Annotated in this window: 11 protein-coding genes; 8 read left to right on the top strand and 3 right to left on the bottom strand. The window is 67.8% G+C overall.

Annotation, left to right across the window (positions count from 1 at the left end):
* Positions 1–251 precede the first annotated feature (251 nt).
* From NA4_RS14170 to NA4_RS14155, 4 genes are all read left to right on the top strand, one after another.
* Positions 252–1,208 (top strand): sigma-70 family RNA polymerase sigma factor, encoded by a 957-nt coding sequence (locus tag NA4_RS14170; protein ID WP_067469903.1) that lies wholly within the window; start codon positions 252–254, stop codon positions 1,206–1,208.
* A 172-nt stretch (positions 1,209–1,380) separates the two neighbouring features.
* Positions 1,381–2,025 (top strand): PadR family transcriptional regulator, encoded by a 645-nt coding sequence (locus NA4_RS14165; protein WP_067469900.1) that lies wholly within the window; start codon positions 1,381–1,383, stop codon positions 2,023–2,025.
* Between the two features lie 179 nt (positions 2,026–2,204).
* Complete coding sequence (locus NA4_RS14160) at positions 2,205–3,407, top strand: FAD-dependent oxidoreductase (protein ID WP_067469898.1); 1,203 nt, start codon at positions 2,205–2,207, stop codon at positions 3,405–3,407.
* Between the two features lie 77 nt (positions 3,408–3,484).
* Entirely contained in the window at positions 3,485–4,408 is a 924-nt protein-coding gene (locus NA4_RS14155; protein WP_067469895.1) for a LysR family transcriptional regulator, read from the top strand.
* A gap of 211 nt (positions 4,409–4,619) precedes the next feature.
* On the opposite strand, the gene NA4_RS14150 is transcribed toward NA4_RS14155, so the two are convergent.
* A complete protein-coding gene (locus NA4_RS14150; RefSeq protein ID WP_067469973.1) occupies positions 4,620–5,411 on the bottom strand; it encodes a helix-turn-helix domain-containing protein in 792 nt (263 codons plus the stop codon).
* A gap of 85 nt (positions 5,412–5,496) precedes the next feature.
* Between NA4_RS14150 and NA4_RS14145 the strand changes: the two genes are divergently transcribed.
* Positions 5,497–5,940 carry a hypothetical protein gene (locus tag NA4_RS14145; protein ID WP_067469892.1) on the top strand — a complete coding sequence of 148 codons (444 nt, stop codon included), beginning with the start codon at positions 5,497–5,499 and terminating at the stop codon, positions 5,938–5,940.
* Positions 5,941–5,950: 10 nt separating this feature from the next.
* Here NA4_RS14145 and NA4_RS14140 read toward each other — a convergent pair whose 3' ends face one another.
* Positions 5,951–6,667 carry an HNH endonuclease family protein gene (locus tag NA4_RS14140; RefSeq protein WP_067469889.1) on the bottom strand — a complete coding sequence of 239 codons (717 nt, stop codon included), beginning with the start codon at positions 6,665–6,667 and terminating at the stop codon, positions 5,951–5,953.
* Between the two features lie 675 nt (positions 6,668–7,342).
* On the opposite strand from NA4_RS14140, the gene NA4_RS14135 reads away from it, so the two are divergent.
* A complete protein-coding gene (locus NA4_RS14135; protein ID WP_067469970.1) occupies positions 7,343–8,215 on the top strand; it encodes a haloalkane dehalogenase in 873 nt (290 codons plus the stop codon).
* Between the two features lie 105 nt (positions 8,216–8,320).
* Complete coding sequence (locus tag NA4_RS14130; protein WP_067469887.1) at positions 8,321–9,181, top strand: RNA polymerase sigma factor; 861 nt, start codon at positions 8,321–8,323, stop codon at positions 9,179–9,181.
* A gap of 48 nt (positions 9,182–9,229) precedes the next feature.
* Here the strand turns inward: NA4_RS14130 and mmuM are convergent, their stop codons facing one another.
* The gene (gene mmuM, locus NA4_RS14125) at positions 9,230–10,117 is read right to left on the bottom strand and encodes a homocysteine S-methyltransferase (RefSeq protein WP_245671349.1); all 888 of its coding nucleotides are present in this window, start codon (positions 10,115–10,117) and stop codon (positions 9,230–9,232) included.
* A 317-nt stretch (positions 10,118–10,434) separates the two neighbouring features.
* Between mmuM and NA4_RS14120 the strand changes: the two genes are divergently transcribed.
* Positions 10,435–14,706, top strand: coding sequence for a hypothetical protein (locus tag NA4_RS14120; protein ID WP_067469881.1), 4,272 nt, complete (start codon positions 10,435–10,437; stop codon positions 14,704–14,706).
* Positions 14,707–14,740: the final 34 nt, after the last annotated feature.

Raw genomic sequence — 14,740 nt, 5'->3', positions numbered from 1 at the left:
CCGGCTCCGCACCGAAGGAGGCGCAACCGCCATCTCCCCGATCGCCGCGGCGCGACCTTCCCACTCCTTCCCGAGCGCCTCGCGCCGAGAACGGAAGGGAACCACGCCGATTCGCCCTGCAACGGCCTATCGCGCCAAGCCGCAGCGACCTCTGCGGATTCCCGGGCGCGGCTGACCACCGCTCCCGACCCGCCGTTCGGCGGCGTGCTCCGCGCGCCGCCGCACGGTCCACCCGGCAGGAAGGACGTTCCGTGACCCAGTTGTGCACCCATCCGGCCCGTTTCACGGGATCCGTCAGCGAGGACCCGATCAAGGACTACCTGCGGCTCATCGGCCGCACCGCGTTGCTCACCGCCGCGCAGGAGTTCGAGCTCGGCGAGCGGATCGAGGCGGGCGAGTGTGCCGCTCGTCGCCTCGAAAACTCCGGCGAGGCAGCGGAACTCGACGCGCGGGAGCGCCGGGAATTGCGTCGCCGGATCTCGGACGGTCAACGGGCCAAGAACCATATGGTCGAAGCCAATCTGCGCCTGGTGGTCTCGATCGCCAAGCGGTATCCCACACCGGCGGGCATGTCGCTGCTGGACCTGATCCAGGAAGGGACGCTCGGGATGATGCGCGCGGTGGAGAAGTTCGACCACCGGCGCGGACTGAAGTTCTCCACCTACGCGACCTGGTGGATCAAGCAGTCGATCGGACGCGCGCTGGCCGATCAGGGCCGCACCATCCGCATCCCGGTGCATGTCGTCGACGTGCTCAACCGGGTGAACCGCGCGCAGCGCGTCCTCGCGCAACGTTTGGCCCGCCCTGCCACGGTGGCGGAACTCGCCGCAGAGCTGGAGCTGTCCGAGGAGAAGGTGCGCGATCTGCTCGACCTCGGCCGCGAACCGCTCTCGCTGCAGACCCCGGTCGGCGCGGACGCCACCGAATTCGGCGAGCTCATCGCCGATACCGCGCCGGATCCGTCCGACGCGGTGGCCGAGTCCGCCCTGCGCGGCCAGCTCGACAAGGTGCTCGGCTCGCTGACCGCACGCGAGGCCGAGGTGATCGCACTGCGCTTCGGCTTGCACGGCGCAGAACCGCGAACCCTGGAGGAGGTCGGCAAGACCTACGGAGTATCCCGCGAACCGGCTCGCCAGATCGAGGCCAAGGGCATGGCGAAGCTACGGCAGCCTGGGCGGGCCAAGGCGCTCGAAGGCCTGCTCAGCTGATTCGCTGCCGTGTCGCTGGGATCTCACCTCGGCGGCAACATCGGCCCTGACGAACATCGCCACCAAGTTGCTGGAAGACCAGGCACGCGAGGAGGAGTCCGTGCTCGCGTGAGCCACTTGCGCTGCAATACTCGTGCACGTATATTCGTAGACGAGTAAAGGAGGTGCCGCGATGAAGAAACGCAAGGTCGACAACCTGCTGGCGCTCGCGGTGCTGTCCGTGATCGTCGAGCGGCCGATGCATCGCTACGAGATCGCGCAGACCCTGCGCGACCGGGGCAAAGACCAGGACATGACGATCAAGTGGGGTTCGCTCTACACCGTCGTGCAGAACATGGCGAAGGTCGGCTTCCTCGAGGTCGTCGGCAGTGAACGCGAGGGCGCGCGGCCGGAGCGGGTGATCTACCAGATCACCGGCGCGGGCCGCGCCGAGATGGCCGACTGGACCAGGGAACTGCTGTCCACTCCGGAGCCGGAACAGCACCGCTTCGTCGCGGGTCTGTCCATTCTCGCGGTGCTGCCGCCCGGCGAAGTGATCGAGTTGCTCGGCAAACGCCTCGACGCGCTGGAGCGGACCATCGGGACGGTGCGCCGCGAACTCGACGAACTCAGCACAACGCTGCCCCGGCTGTTCATCGTCGAAACCGAATTCGGGGTGGCGATGCTGGAAGCCGAAGCGGCATGGACGCGTTCGCTGCGCGACGAGCTGACCGAGGGCACCTTCCCCGGTCTGGCGCAGTGGCGTGAGTGGCACGACCGTGGCATGCGACAGTCCGAGGTCGCCGATCTGGTGGAGAGGGGGATGGCCGAGAGCTAGCCGAAACCGGACCCGGCGAGGTGCGGCAACACCACCGCCGGGGCCGATCGAACAGTCTCGAACCGCGCCCGCGACGCGCACCCGGCTACAAGGCTGGCAACCACAGGATAACCGGGTGGATGGCGCGCGGGTTGGTTCGGGCAACCGAAACCCGTATCGCACGAATCCTGGAGACACCTATGTCCACAACACGTACCGCCCTGGTCATCGGAGGCGGCATCGCCGGACCCGTCGTCGCGACGGCCCTGCGCAAAGCGGGCATCGACGCCCGCGTCTACGAGGCCTATCCCGGCCCGTCCTACGGCATCGGCAGCGGACTCGCGCTCGCGCCGAACGGCGTCGCCGCGCTCGACATCATCGGAGCGGGTGATCCCGTGCGCGATATCGCGCTCCCGGTCAGGGGGATGAGCATGTCCGTGGGAGACAAGCGGCTGTCCCTGCCGATCCTGTCCGGCCTGCCGCCGCTGCAGTTGGTCGATCGGAGCGAACTGCACCAGGCGTTGCACCGGCACGCGGTCGAGGCGGGCGTCCCGTTCGAGTACAACAAGCGCCTGCTCGATGTGCGCGAGGACGAGTCGGGCGTCACCGCCCGATTCACCGACGGCAGCACCGCCACCGCCGACGTTCTGATCGGCGCCGACGGCATCCGCTCGACCGTGCGCACGCTGATCGACCCGAATGCGCCGGGCCCCGACTACACCGGCATGCTCGGCTTCGGCGCGATCACCGAGTGCGACGCCGACATCCCGCCGGACAGCATGACTTTCGCGTTCGGCAAGCGCGCGTACTACCTGTACTGGCCGATGGGGGACGGGCGGGTGGCATGGGGCGCCAACTTGCCGCACAAGGAGTACCTGTCGCTCACCGCGGCGCGAGCCATCCCCAGCGCACAGTGGCTGAAGATTCTGCGCGAGACCTACGGCGAGGACACGCCGGGTGGCGAACTGGCCAGGCGCACCACCGAGGAGCAGTTGGAGGTGGTCGGGGCGCTGCACATCATGCCGCCGGTGCCGCATTGGTACCGCGGACGGATGGTGCTGGTCGGCGACGCGGTGCACGCGCCGTCCAACAGTTCCGGCCAGGGCGCGTCGCTGGCCATCGAGAGCGCCGTGCAGCTGGCCCGCTGCCTGCGCGATCTGCCCGCCCCGGAGGCGTTCGCGGTCTACGAGCGTTTGCGGCGCGGCCGTGTGGAGGGTGTCGCGGCGCGTGCGGCGAAGATCAACCACAGCAAGACGCCGGGGCCGGTGGGGCGCAAGATGATGCAGCTGCTCGCGCCGCTCATGATCAAGACGGTGATGAACCCGGAGAAGACCATGGGTCCCGAGCAGCGCTACCGGATCGACTGGGACGCGCCCGCGGATCGCGAACTCGCGGCGGCCTAGTGGTGAAGTCCTGCCGGTTCACCGGACCGGCAGGACTTCGAGCGCGGGGTGCATCGGCTAGGGAATAGACTTGCGCGGTGAACGATAGGGATTCCGATGGGAATGTCGATCTGAACCAACTGCGCACCTTCCTGGCCGTGCACCGCGCAGGGTCGATCACGGCGGGGGCCCGGCTGGTGGGGCTGTCCCAGCCGACGGTCACCGGTCAGTTGCAGGCGTTGGAGAAGCGGCTGGGCGCACGGCTGTTCGACCGACTGCCCCGCGGGGTGGCGCCGACTGCGGCGGCGACCCAGCTGGCGGCGCGGATCGCCGCACCGCTGGACGCGCTGGACACCGTGGCGGGGCCGGCCCGTCGTGCCGAGCCCGCGCCGCAACCCGCGGTGAGGTTGGCCGGTCCCGCCGAATTCCTTGCGGTGCAGGCGCTCCCGGCGTTGGCGGCACTGATCGCCCGGGGCGTGCGGCTGGTGGTCGAGGCGGGACTGTCGGACGAGCTGCTCGGTGGGCTGCGCGCCGGACACTATGACCTGGTGGTGTCCACGGTTCGGCCAAGAGGCCGGACGCTGGTCGCCGAACCGCTGACCGACGAGGAATTCGTCCTGGTGGCCGCGCCGTCGGTCGCCGCGCGGATCGACATGGAGCGGTTGCGCTCCAAAGGCCAGGAAGCGTTGTCCGGCGTCCCGCTGATCAGCTATGCCGCGGACCTGCCGATCCTGCGGAGGTACTGGCGACACGTCTTCGGCATCCGGCTCACCGCGGCGGCGGCGCTCGTCGTCGCGGACCTGCGCGCGGTCACCGCGGCGGTCGCGGCGGGCGCGGGTATCAGCGTGCTGCCGCGTTACCTCTGCGCGGCCGAATTGGATTCGGGAGCCCTGGTGGCGCTGCTGAAACCGGACGACCCGCCGATCAACACGGGGTTCCTGGTGCGCCGGCCCGGCGCGGTCGCCCGCCCGCACGTCGAGCTGGTGTACCAGCGACTGATCGCGGCGGCCGAGCAGTGGTGAGCCAGGATGAGCGTGGCACCCACAGGCCTCTCAGCCCGCGTTATCGCTCTGCGTCTGAATCGGGCAGGCCTTGATTGCGCTGTCGGACCAGGCCGATCCTGGAATAGGCGCTTTCTGGCGCGCTGCCCGGACCGGGGCCGCTCGTACGTCGAGCTGGTGAACCAGCGGCTGATCGTGCGGGGGACCAGGCGGTGGTGCTCGTTGACGAACGCTACCGGCGCGCGGCGCGGTCGCGCAGAATGCGCGCGGTCTGCTCGTCGCCGGGGAGGAACGCCTCCAGCTGGAGTTCGGCGAGCGTGATGTCGACGGCGGTGGCGAAGGAGGTGAGTGTGGTGATCAAGCGCAACTCGCCTGCGGCGCAGCGCAGCCGCAGCGGTACCGCGAAGCCGAGGTGGTCCGGGCCCGGATCGGCGTGCGGCAGATAGCCTTCCAACTCGGCGATCAGCTCCTCCAGGGCCGGGTCGGGGCTGCGTGCCATCCGGCCGCGCAGCGCCTCGGTGACATGCCTGCCCCATTCCGGCAGGTTGACCACTCGCGCGGCCAATCCCTCAGGGTGCAGCGCGAGCCGCAGCACGTTGACCGGAGGTTCCAGCAGCCACGGCGCGGCGCCCTCGGCGAGCACATCGAAGGCGGCGTTGGCGGCGAGCAGGATGCCGTAGGGTCGCACAACCAGTGCCGGGTAGGGCAGATGACCGTCCAGGATGGCGCGCAGCGCCTCCAGTACCGGCGCCAATTCCGTGGTGCCGAGCTCCGATTCGGGGAAGACCGGCGCGTAGCCGGCGGCGAGCAGTAGTCCGTTGCGCTCGCGCAGCGAGAGTTCCAGCGATTCGGCCAGTCGCACCACCATCGTGCGTCCCGGTCGCGAGCGCCCCTGCTCCAGGAAGCTCAGGTGGCGCTGCGTGGTGTCCGCGCGGATCGCGAGGTCGAGTTGACTGACCCGGCGCAGCGTCCGCCAATGCCGGAGCTGCCGGGCGAACCCGGTGGGTTCCGTCGCCGTCGTCATAGCAGCAGTATCGGTCGCCGCGCGGTCGCTCGCCATACCCTGCGGGGAATCGCACACGATCGGACGACCGGCCAAGCTCTGCCGTATGAGCAACCAACTCGATGAGCAGGAACTGACGAACTTCGCCGAGCGGTATGTCGCGCTGTGGAACGAGCCCGACGCCGAGGCCAGGTACCAGCGCATCCGGCAGCTGTGGTCGGCGGACGGAGCCCAAGTGCTGGTCGACCCGCCGCAGGCGATGCGGGAAGCGCTGTCCGCGCTGTCCTTTCCGATCCCGACCGTGGAAATCCGCGGCTACGAAGCGCTGAATCGCCGCGTCGACCGCGCCTACGACGAGTTCGTCGCTCCGGGCGAGCACGTGTTCACGGCGAAGGGACCGGCGATACGCCTGTCGGTGAACCTGATCGGCATCACCTGGCACATGGTGACCAAGGCCGACGGCGCGGTGGTCGGCGGCGGATACGACGTCATCGCGCTGGACGACAACGGCCGGATCCGGTGGGACCACCAGTACATCGGGGTCGCCTGACGAGTGCCGTTCAGGGACAGCCGCTCAGTACGCGGGCCATGGCGTCTTTCTCGGGCTGGGTAACCCAGAGCTGGTAGGTGGCCTTCACCTGAATCTGCCTGGTCACGTAGGCGCAGTGGAAGCCCTTGTTCGGCGGCAGCCATTCCGCCGCGTCGGAATCGCTCTTGGACTGGTTGGTGGGGCCGTCTGCGGCCGCCAAGTTCAGCGGGTCGTTCGCCAGGTCGCGGCGGCGTTCGGCGGAAAGCCTCTGAGCGCCTTTTTGCCACGCATCCGAGAGCGCGACGACGTGGTCGATCTGCACATCATCGGATGACTTCACGCCGCGCGTGAACTGAATGGTCTTGGCCGTGTAGGGGTCGTCGAGCGTTCCGGTGGCGACGATGCACTTGCCCGACTTGAACGTCACGGCGGTCAGGTCGCGCTGCAGGATGTCGTTGCGGGTGTCGCAACCGTTGTTGCCGCCGGGCACCGACACGTTGTCCGACCACGGCGGGCCGAATTCCTCTCGGCTGTAACCGGTTTTGGGGGCGCGGTCCGCGACGCGCAGGGAGTTCAGTAGGGCGATGGCCTCGCGGCCGGGTATGGCGGCGGCGCACGCCTTGCCGCCGGAACCGCAACCTGTCGCCGCGGACGACTCGCTGGTTCCGAGGTGGGCGCAAGAGACCAATCCGAGAGAAGTCGCGACCATGACGCTGATCAGGGCCAGGCGGTGTGCTGTGGATTTCATCGAACTTCCTAACGCCGAACCCACCGGAAACTGTAACCGGCGTCAAAATATCCACTGGCCGCGCCGACACAAACGCACGGCGCATATGAGATTCGGCACAGCTACCCGGATCGGACTGGTGCGCCAAGGCAGTTGGACAGCAGAGATGGGCCCGCCCCCGAATCGCCGTGCCGGCGCCGATTCGGGGGCGGTTCATCACGAGGAGGCCTGGCACCGCGCGGTTGTGCGGATGGTTGTCCACTCCGAAGACCGCACTGGGACGACACCACGGGGCTGATGAGGGGGAGGTCCCGAGGTGTCGAGCCGCGCCTGCTCCGGACTCACTCGTGACGATCAGGGATGATCGGGATCCGCCCGGTGCGGGTGGGTCGGGCGACCTGTAGCCGCTTGCGCACCAGCACCTTTTCGCTCCATCTCGATCATGCTTGATTCTACGTATCGAGACAGTAGATAGCCGGGACGGCGATTGGCAAGTTCGTTCAAATGTTCCGGAAAATTTCTCAGATGATTGTCAGTTTCCACCATGCATCTACTGCATGACTACGGATGTACGCGTACTGTGGCACCGCATCGACACCTGTGACGAGTGTCACCACGCGGCCGGTCACAGGCGGCCGTGATCGTGTGTCGAAACCAGGTGAAGGCAAGCAAACCGGAACCTGGAAGGACGACCACATGCCTACCGTCGAAGTACTCGACTCGTTTCTCCACTACCGCGACACCAGCGAGGGTTCGACCCCGGTGGTGTTCCTGCACGGCAACCCCACCTCATCGTACCTGTGGCGCAATGTGATTCCGCACGTCGCCGATCGAACCAGGGCGCTGGCGCCGGACCTGATCGGGATGGGGGGGTCGGGCAAGCCCGACAGCGGCTACCGCTTCACCGATCACGCCGCCTACCTGGACGCTTGGTTCGACGCGCTCGGGCTGGACCAAGTGGTCCTGGTCGGGCACGATTGGGGCGGCGCGCTCGGCATGCATTGGGCTGCCCGGCATCCCGGCCGGGTGCGTGGCATCGCGCTGATCGAGACCTTTCTGCGGCCGATGGCCTTTGACGAGCTGCCCCCGCTCGGCGCTGAGCTGTTCCGCAAGTTCCGGTCCGCCGAAGGCGAGCGAATGATCCTGGAAGAGAACACCTTCATCGAGTTCAACCTACCGAAGGGCGTCGCCGACCTCGCCGCCGAGGACCACGACGTGTACCGCGCGCCGTATCCGACCCCGGAGTCGCGCAAGCCGCTGCTGGTGTGGCCGCGGGAATTCCCGCTCGACGGCGAACCCGCCGATGTGGTCGCCATCGTGCGCGAGTACGGCGCGTGGGCGGCTGCCACGCCCGAGGTGCCCAAATTGCTGATGGCGCTGGAGAACGGCGTCGGCCTGGGTTCGCCGGAAGCGATCGACTGGGCCGCGACCACCTTCGCGAGCGCCGAGGTCGCGCCGATCGGTCCGGCCGGGCACCACGCGCCGGAGGACCGGCCGGACGAAATCGGTCGCGCGGTCGCGGACTGGCTGGACCGGCACGCTCTGCTCGGGGCGGCCGCACGGTCGTGACGCGGGCGCTTCGCCGAACGGCTCGGCGGAGTCCGTGCCGGCTCCGGCGCAGGCGGTGACCGGTGCCGCTTGCGCAGGCCACGAGACAGGCCGAATGATGGCCGGATGGGCACGGAGCAGGACCTGGTCGCGGCGGATGAGAAGGACATGGTCGCCCGCGCGGTCGCGGGCGACCGGGACGCCATCGGGCAGGTCGTGCGCCTGCTGCAGGACCCGCTCTACCGGCTGGCCCTGCGCATGGTCTGGCGGCCCGCCGAGGCCGAGGACGCGACACAGGAGATCCTGCTGCGCGTCCTCGACCACCTGCACACCTGGCGCGCCGAGGCGAAGCTGCTCACCTGGGCCTACCGCATCGGCGTCAACTACCTGCTGAATCTGCGACGGCAGACCCCGCAGGAGGCCGCGCAGCTGAGTCTGGACGCCTATCGGGAACGACTGGCCGACGGGCTCGCCGACGCGGACTACCGGGGACCGGAGGCGCAATTGCTGACCGCGGAGGTGCGGCTCACCTGTAGTCAGGGCATGCTGCAATGTCTGGCCCGCGACGAGCGGATCGCCTTCGTGCTCGGCGATGTCTTCGAGCTGAGCTCGACCGAGGCCGCCTGGGTGCTCGGCATCACCCCGGCCGCCTACCGGAAACGGTTGGAGCGCGCGAAGAAACGGCTCGGCAACTTCATGAACGCGACCTGCGGCCTGGTCGACCCGGCGGCGTTCTGCCGCTGCTCACGCCGAGTGGACAAGGCGCTGGCCCTCGGCCGCGTCGACCCGCACAAACCGGAGTTCGCACACCATCCGGTCAGCGCTGGCGGTCGCACCGCAGCCGAAGCCGAACAGCAGATGATCGATCTGCACGACGCGGCATCGGTCTTGCGCGCGCACCCGGATTACGCCGCTCCTCAGGCGAAAATGGATGCGATCGCCGGCCTGCTCGGCTCCGGCCGCTTCCCCATGCTGGGCGAGGGCTGATCCGCTAGTTCGGTTGGAATGGCCGGACGCCGTGCGGTCGGTCGAGGCTCACGTTGTGCGCAGTTCGGTTGCGAGCCGGGCGATGTCGGCCGGGCCGACACGGCAGCATCCGCCGATGACGCGTGCGCCCCGTGCCACCCAGGCGCGTGCCTGTGCCGGGGCGAATCGGGCGGAGCCGGCCCAGGTGCGGCGCGCGGCGTCCCAGCCTTCGCCGCTGTTCGGGTAGGCGACCACAGGTTTGCCGGTGCCGGCTGCGAGTTCGATCGCAGCGGTGACATCGGCGGGCGCGCAGCAGTTCACGCCGATCGCGATGATCGAGTCCGACGCGGCGGCGACCGCGAAGGCGTCCGCGAGCGGCTGCCCTGCCCGGGTGCGGGTGCCTTCGATGGTGTAGCTGAGCCACGCGGGCACACCGATGTCGGTCACCAGGTCGACCAACGCCTCGGCTTCGTCGATGTCCGGGACGGTTTCCAGCGCGAGCAGATCGGCGCCGGCGTCCGCAAGCACCTCCAGTCTCGGCCGATGCCAAGCCCGTAGTTCGCCCACGCTGCGTCCATAGCGTCCGCGGTACTCCGAGCCGTCGGCCAGGGCCGCGCCGTACGGGCCGATCGAGGCGGCGACCCAGCGCTGCCGCCCGTCCGCACAGGCGTCACGCGCTGCCCGCGCCAGGGCAACGCTGCGGCGCAGCAGCCGGATCGAGTCCGCCCGGCTCAGCCCGCGCGCGGCGAATCCCTCGAACGACGCCTGATAGCTCGCTGTGGTCGCGATATCGGCCCCTGCCTGGAAGTACGCCGCGTGCACGGCCTCGATCGCGGCGGGATCGTCCACCAGGAGCCGGGCCGACCAGAGTGCGTCGGACAGGTCGTGGCCGCGCGCCTCCAGCTCGGTGGCCAAGCCGCCATCCGAGATCAGCACCCCCGACGCGAGGTCGAACAGCACGGGTCCACTCTATGCCTCGACCATGAATGCTCGTCGTGTGCGTGACACGCCAACCGTGTCGGCGCACGCACTCCGGTCGTTCGCGGCGCTTCGTCGAGGCGGCGTCGGCGATACACCGTTCGCAGCGATGGAATCCACAGCCTCGCCGCTCATCTCGGCTACCGCAGCGCTGCGGGGCGGAGCAAGTACCCGCCGGTGCGAGCGACAACAGCGCTTCGGGTTCTCGTGGATTTTCGCGTAGTGAACTACGCAGGACCAGGCCTGATTCGCGGGGATACGGTCCGAGTCCCATACTTCGGCGAACGGATCGAGTGATGACGCAATTCGGTTCCCTCACCCATCTCGGGCTGTATCTGATCGACAAGGAAACCGGCGGACCGATTACCCGCCACCCCATCTACGCCGAGGTTGTCGTCACTCAGTACGACCCCGGTTCCGATCGCGGTCGGATAGACGAGGCTGTCTCGGCGGGGGTGTACGCGGTCGACGCCGATATTCGGCGGCAAATGCACGACGCTGTCCGCCGCGCCGTCAGCCAGGCGATCCGCACCGGGCTCGCACCCGCCAGCGTCGAGAAGCTCTGCGAGAATATCGATCTCACTGCCGAGTTGACCGAAAACGTCCTGCGGCACATGCTCGACCGAGCCGGGGTCGAGCACGTGGGCGCGCTGGACACCGAGCAGATCGACTCGATGGCCGCGGAAGCGGTAATCGACAACGCGACCGGGATGGACCTGGAGCCGATGGCGGCCTCGGATCGGTCCGTCAAGTGGTCGGCGCCGCTCGGTGTGCTGTGGACCGACCACGTGGGGTACGCGTCCTACGACCTCACCCGGCTGCCGTCGCTGGTCTGCCACTATCTCGACAGCGAGGCCGGCCTCCGCCGCGCCGGGGTGGTCCGCCGCGGTGGAGACGGCGGCGGGGAGGAGGCCATCAGCATCCGCGCGCTGCCCTATGGATCATCGGGGTGGATCGACGTCCTGAACCAGAGCCGGTTCACCGACGGCGCGGTTGTCGGCAGGCTGGTGGTGCCGCAGCCGGGGCTGCGGCCGCCGCATTACGAGGCGGGCATGTCCTCCATGCAGAACCCGAGCCTCACCGACTGGCAGTTGTCCCCGTCGTCGTTCGCGACCAATCCCAACCAGCTCATCGGCGAGAACGGCTGCGAAAACCTCTACCCGGCAACACTTTCGCTGCACGAGTTCGTCACCAGACAGGTGGTGCGGCTCAGCGACGACCCGCCGGGCATCGACATCCCGGACCCCTACCGCGCCGCCTACATCGATGAGTACAAGGTCACTTGGAGCGCGCTCGGGCATTCCCTGGGCGAGATCCTCTACAGCATGCCGCTGGCTCCCGGTGAGTCGGTGAAGCTCGCCGTGATCGATTGGTCCTGGGACAGCCTCACCAAACGCGATGAGAACACCAAACTGACCGAGGAGATCCTGCACCAGACGCACCGCGACCGCACCATCAGCGAAACGGTCCAGGCCGGGCTACGCGAAATGCAGCACGGCTCCAATTTCATGGGCGGTGTCGCACACTCCGGCGGCGGCAGCGGCGGGGCAAATCTCGGTGTCGTCGGTCTCGGCGCGGCCGTCGGCGACGCGTGGAGTATGGGCGGCTCCACCGCGACCAGCGAGGGCAGCCGCGATTTGACCGCCCAGAATGTGCAGCGACTCAGCGACAGCTTCAGCCAGGCCAGCTCCGCACAGCGCGAATTGAATTCGACGGTGGTGATCCAGGCCAGGCAGGAAGAGAAGGAAACGATCCAGACCCGCACCTTCTCCAACTACAACCGCGCCCACACGCTGACCATCCTGTACTACGAGGTGTTGCGCCACTATCGGGTAACGGTGCAGTTCCTTCGCCGGCGTCCCGCGGTGCTGGTGAAATATCCAGGGGCGATCACCACTTTCGGCATGGCGGAACTGCTGCGGCACCGGGCCGCGCTCGAACCGGTCCTGCTGGACCCGACGCTCGCGCCCGGGTTCGCGGCCCTGGTCAAGCAGGATCAGGTCGCCAGGAACCAGACGCTGCACAATGTCGACCCCACGAAGCTGGACAAGCCGATCCCGCAGTTCTGGGAGGGCGACATCCGGTTCGCGCTCTTCGAATTCGGCGTGAAGACGTCGGATGGCCTGCGGGACAAGACCGACGAGCTGGCGATGGTGAACCTCATCGTGGTGGACGGCAATTCGACGGTGACGCGGCCACTGCTCAAGCAATGGGAGAAAGGATCCGAGACCGACAACATCAATGTCGGCGAGCGCCTCAACGACACCGCGATGGGCTGGTTCATCACGAAGCCGTCCAGCGGTCCGATCGCGTGGCGGGATCTGGTCGGATTCGAGTTCGTCCTGCACGACGATGACGAATGGCGGATGGACCGTCTCGCCATCAGGGCCTTCCATCCAGGCGGTGCCGTCGCACTGCTCGACGACACCGACGTGGACTTCTACTTCCCGCTCAACGGCGCCTCCAACACCGTTACGTTCATTCGCAGGCCAGGCCCCCGCCCGGCCGACCTTCCGCCCACCTGGTCCCCCGCGAAATCGCTGACACCGGAGGAATATCAGGCGGCGCAGCGCCTGATCGATCACGCCAACAGCAACAACGCCTATTACAACCGGGCGATCATGCTGGCCACTCGGACCGCCGACATCAGCGTCGCCTTCGAATCGATGCCGTGGCAGGACGGCAAGACGCTCGCGGATGTCGCGATGCCGACCCCGCTGGAAGTGTTCGGCAACCATGTCGCCTACCCACTGACCGCCATCGGCGTCGTGGTCGGTGGTCCGCCGCCGGAGGCACAGGCCGAGCGGCTGATCACCATGCCGACCCGCGGTGTGTTCGCGGAAGGCAAGCTGGGGCATTGCAATATCGCCGAGGAGATCGACAACACCCGATTCTGGAAGTGGGAGGAACACCCGATCCCGATCCAGGCGCCGGATATCGCGCCGGTTACCCCGACCACCCCGAACCCGACCCCGACCACACCGACGCCGACACAGTTCCCGCAGTCCCTGGTCAATGTGGTGTCCCCGACTGCGGCGCCCGATCCCGTCGGCTTGGCGGCCGCATTGCAACTGCTCGGAACCCCGGACATCTTCCGCGACATGTCCGGTCGTGCCGAGGTCGCCGATCTGCTGAAGAAACTGTCCGACAACACGATTTCGATCGCCGAGGCCGCCAACCGGGCCAGGGAGATCCAAGCCAAGTACGGCAGTTCCGCCGCCGGAGGCAGTGGCGGCGGTGCGGCCGAACCCTCCGTCGGGCTCGGCTCCGGCCGCACCACACCGAGCGACCGGTCTTCGACGACCACCCAGGACCTGCAGGATCTCCAGCACGTGCTGGGCAATGCGCAGGCGAAGAACCTGATGACACCGCAAACCGCGCAGGACACCTTCACCAAAGCGGCACAGCGCGCCTACGACCCGGACTACGTCACGGTCGGCACCCGGGCGCCGGGCACAACCGTGCCGGTCACGGCGGCCAACGACACCCAGCTCGGCCAGGCCGCCGCGGTCGAATTCTTCAATGCCACCGACGTCGACAACTACTTCCTGGACACCACCGGCAAAACCTTCGCCGGATGGTTCAGCGCCACCCTGGCCGGACGCGGTAGCTGGGGGCCGCTATCGATGTCGATGGACATCGATACGCTCAACCGGTTCACCGAAACCTGGAATGCCTTCCCTGCGATCGTCGGCACCGACCGCGGCGCGGGCGTCCCCGGCATCTCGCTGCCCGAATTCGCCACGTTGATGGCGAAATTCCTGCACGAAACCGGTGGGCGGTTGTTGTTCCGTGGCGCCGAAACCGTCGGCGGTTACGGTCATCCCGGACTGTCGTACGCGTTCGATTCCTTCGTCATCCAGCGTCCCGGCGAGAACCCTTTCACCAAGGGCTCCTACAACACCAGCAATGGCAACCGCACCGCCTTCGCCTGCTTCCACGACCCGGTCTATCTCGCCGTGTTCGGGACGCTTGCGCCCACCGCGCAGGTGGTGCGTGATCGCACGGAATGGAAAGGCACTGTCTGGCCGTCCGGCGTGCCGACCACGATCGACAGTTCGACGGCGTTCCTGCAGGAGGCCGACTTCTACAAGTTCCGCGGCCGTGGCGCCATCCAGTCCACCGGCCGTGTCGCCTATCTGCCGATCGTGGACTTCGTACGCGGATACACCGGCGACGACTCCCGCATCACCGTCGTCAAACAACGCTGGGCCACTGTGGCGACCACCCTGGCTTCCCAAGGAATCACGCTCACCACAAACGACGACTTCGCCACCGCATCGAGCAATGCCGACTGGGATGCACTCTTCCAGTCGATCACGATCCAGGCGGTCGCCATTCGCGGTCACAACAACATTCCCGGCAAGCACTATCTGCCGATGTCGTCCAGCGCGGCCGTGCTGCGCGGCACCGGCCGAGGTTCGGCCTACTTCGTGGCCATCGCCATCGCGGGCAACAATCCGTCGTACGGAAACGATGTGCGCCAACGCATGCTGGAATTCATCGGGACCCTCTGGCGCACACCGATGCCCGCGCCGGGATCGGGAGGCGGCACTATCGAGCTCTAACACTGATCGCGTTCACCCGATCGGGAGCGACAGC

It is taken from the genome of Nocardia amamiensis NBRC 102102, assembly GCF_001612745.1.
In the GTDB taxonomy this organism is placed as follows: Bacteria; Actinomycetota; Actinomycetes; order Mycobacteriales; family Mycobacteriaceae; genus Nocardia; species Nocardia amamiensis.
Note: the sequence above shows the minus strand (reverse complement) of the source record. Positions and strands in the feature narration are given on the sequence as shown.

Coding starts and splice junctions, on each gene's coding strand:
- NA4_RS14120 (WP_067469881.1), top strand. CDS start 10,435: ATGACGCAATTCGGTTCCCTCACCCATCTCGGGCTGTATCTGATCGAC.
- NA4_RS14130 (WP_067469887.1), top strand. CDS start 8,321: ATGGGCACGGAGCAGGACCTGGTCGCGGCGGATGAGAAGGACATGGTC.
- NA4_RS14135 (WP_067469970.1), top strand. CDS start 7,343: ATGCCTACCGTCGAAGTACTCGACTCGTTTCTCCACTACCGCGACACC.
- NA4_RS14140 (WP_067469889.1), bottom strand. CDS start 6,667: ATGAAATCCACAGCACACCGCCTGGCCCTGATCAGCGTCATGGTCGCG.
- NA4_RS14160 (WP_067469898.1), top strand. CDS start 2,205: ATGTCCACAACACGTACCGCCCTGGTCATCGGAGGCGGCATCGCCGGA.
- NA4_RS14150 (WP_067469973.1), bottom strand. CDS start 5,411: ATGACGACGGCGACGGAACCCACCGGGTTCGCCCGGCAGCTCCGGCAT.
- NA4_RS14165 (WP_067469900.1), top strand. CDS start 1,381: ATGAAGAAACGCAAGGTCGACAACCTGCTGGCGCTCGCGGTGCTGTCC.
- NA4_RS14145 (WP_067469892.1), top strand. CDS start 5,497: ATGAGCAACCAACTCGATGAGCAGGAACTGACGAACTTCGCCGAGCGG.